This window comes from Marinimicrobium sp. UBA4209, assembly GCF_002381585.1.
Classification (GTDB): Bacteria; Pseudomonadota; Gammaproteobacteria; order Pseudomonadales; family Cellvibrionaceae; genus Marinimicrobium; species Marinimicrobium koreense.
On the sequence record NZ_DFTP01000048.1, the window covers coordinates 50,159 to 52,714 of the forward strand.

The following is a 2,556-nucleotide window of genomic DNA, read 5'->3' on the forward strand; positions in this document are numbered from 1 at the left end:
GCAATCCGTGAATCATGAAGCCGCCGATGATGATGGCGGTGACTCCATCGCCGGGAATCCCCAGGGTGATCAGTGGCAGCAGCGCGCCGCCGATACTGGCATTGCCCGCCGACTCGGACGCCCAGACGCCGTCGACATTGCCTTTGCCAAAACTGTCCGGGTTTTTCGAGCTCTGGCGGGCGGTGGCGTAGGCGATCATGTTCGAGGCCGCGCCGCCGATCCCCGGCAGCACGCCAATGCCCACACCGATGCCGGATGAGCGGAACACATTGACCAGGTTGCGCCTGATTTCTTTGAGGGTGACGCCCACGCCTTTGATGGTCATATCCACCTTGGGCCGGGGTGTTTCCCGAAACAGTTCACGCAGTACCTGGGAGATCGCAAACAGGCCGATCATGAATGGTACCAGCCCGATCCCGGCCCAGAGGTTGATTTCCCCAAAAGTAAAACGCGGGGTGCCATCAATGGGCGCCATGCCCACCATGCTGAACGCCATACCCAACAGCGCGGTGATCGCGCCCTTGACCAGACTCTTGCCGGCCAGCGCGGCTACCATGGTCAGCGCCATGACCGATAGGGCAAAGTACTCGGCGGGGCCGAAATTGATCGCCAGGCGCGCCACCATCGGGGCAAACATGACCAGCACCAGCAGGCTGAACATGCCCCCGGCGTAGGAGGCGAGCATGGCGGTGCCCAAGGCTTTGACCGCCTGCCCCTGTTGGGCGAGCGGGTAGCCGTCAAAGGTGGTGGCCACCGATGAAGGGGTGCCCGGAATCCGCAGCAGAATGGCCGATACCAGTCCGCCACAGATACCACCGATATACACGGCCACCAGAGTCGCCATTCCCAGGTGAGCGTTGAAGCTGAAGGTCAGGGGCAAAATGATCGCCACCGCCATGGTGGCGTTAAGCCCGGGCAGAGCCCCAATCACCAGGCCGACGATACAGGCCAGAAACAGCACGATCAGTACCTGGGGCTGCAACAGTTCCCAGACACCGGCAGCGAACAGCTCAATCATAAAGCACTCCTTTCAATGCGTAGAGCCATTCCCCCTCGGGTAAGCTGACGTTCAGTACCGAGGCGAGCAGATAGTGAGTGGCAACGGCGACCAGAATCGCAATGAGGCAACACTGCACGCCGGCCTTCAATGACAGTCGACCGAGCAGCCAGGTACTCAGGGCAAAGAAGACCGCGGTGCTGACCGCGTAGCCTAGATTGGGCAGTACCCACGCGTAGGCGAGGACCGCGACAATGGAAAAAGCGCCGCGCCAGGGCCGAAAGGTCCCAGCGGTATCCGTTTCCTCTGCTGGTTCGCGGTCCGTCGGAGGTCTGATGAGTAGAATCAACCCCATCAGGGTCAGCAGTACGGCGATCAATCCGGGCAGCAAGGTCGGTCCCGGATCGCCCAGGGTGGGCTTCAAAGTGTCCTGCCAGAAAATGCTATACAGCAGACCGGAGCAGCCGATGGTGGCGAGGCCAAACCAGCGGTCGGTGTGCACCGCATTCAGACGCTCAGTGAAGGACCGGCTCATGGGTTCACCACTTTTTCAATAAACCGGTACTCGTCGGCCAGAAAAATGGCCGCGTCTTTGTGGTTCCGGTATTCGGGACTCTGGCGCACCTTCCTGATTGCCTCTTGATAGGCGAGGTCCTGCTGAATCCCGGCCATGATTCTGTCGAACTGATCGATGATCGGTTGCGGTAGTTCGGCCGGACCGTAAACGGCAAACACTTGTGGCAGATGCGCGGGCACTCCCTGGCTGGGGGCGGTGGGCCAATCTGGCGCGAAGGCGTCCGGGGTGTTGTTCATGACCCCGAGAATGCGCACATCGCCATTGCGCTCGAACTGTAGTGCGCTCGCAACGCTCATACTGATCAGGTCCACTTTCTCACCCAGCAGGGCGGTAATCCGTTTGGATTCGCTGCCCGAGTCCACCACCCGGAAGCCTTCGGGATACAACTGGGTCAGCGCCTGGCCCTTGATCTGGGTGGTGGCACCGAACTGTGAGCCCACGGTGATTTTGCCTTCGTGCGTGCGGGTGTAGTCGAGCAGTTCTTGCAGGGTTTTATAGGGCGCATCGGCGCGCACGGCATAGACGTCGTTGACCATGCTGAGGGTGGCCAGTGGGGTAAAGTCTTTGTATTGATAAGGTGAACGCCCAAGGGCGTGGGAGACGTGCAGGGCGGTGTGGTAGAGCAGCAGGGTGCCGCCGTTGGGTTTGGAGCGCGCGACGGAGTGCGCGGCGATGACGCCGCCACCGCCGGTCTGGTTGACGATGGCCACGGCGCTGCCGGTCACCTGCTCAAAGTGTTTGGCAAACACCCGGGCAATGGCATCGCTGGATCCACCGGGTGAAGACGGAACATAAATTTTCACCAGCTCCGCCGGGTAGTGGTCGTCTGCCTGCAGTGGCCCAGCTATCACCAGTATGGCCACCATCATCACGCAGCGGTTAATCAACCGTCGCATAGTCTCTCACCTGTTTTCCGTTGCTTGTTATTGGTTGTATGTGGTTTTAGTTTGTGAAATTTCGGTGGAATCGTAACGTCCGGGCC

General features: G+C 60.3%; 3 protein-coding genes. All 3 read right to left on the minus strand.

The window, feature by feature from the left end; all coding sequences use genetic code 11:
- A partial coding sequence (locus tag B3187_RS06955) for a tripartite tricarboxylate transporter permease (protein ID WP_286805356.1) occupies positions 1-1,018 on the minus strand: 1,018 nt, incomplete at its 3' end.
- Entirely contained in the window at positions 1,011-1,532 is a 522-nt protein-coding gene (locus B3187_RS06960) for a tripartite tricarboxylate transporter TctB family protein (protein WP_286805357.1), read from the minus strand. The genes B3187_RS06960 and B3187_RS06955, both read right to left, overlap by 8 nt.
- The gene (locus B3187_RS06965) at positions 1,529-2,470 is read right to left on the minus strand and encodes a tripartite tricarboxylate transporter substrate binding protein (RefSeq protein WP_286805358.1); all 942 of its coding nucleotides are present in this window, start codon (positions 2,468-2,470) and stop codon (positions 1,529-1,531) included. Before B3187_RS06965 ends, B3187_RS06960 begins: the two co-directional genes overlap by 4 nt.
- Positions 2,471-2,556: the final 86 nt, after the last annotated feature.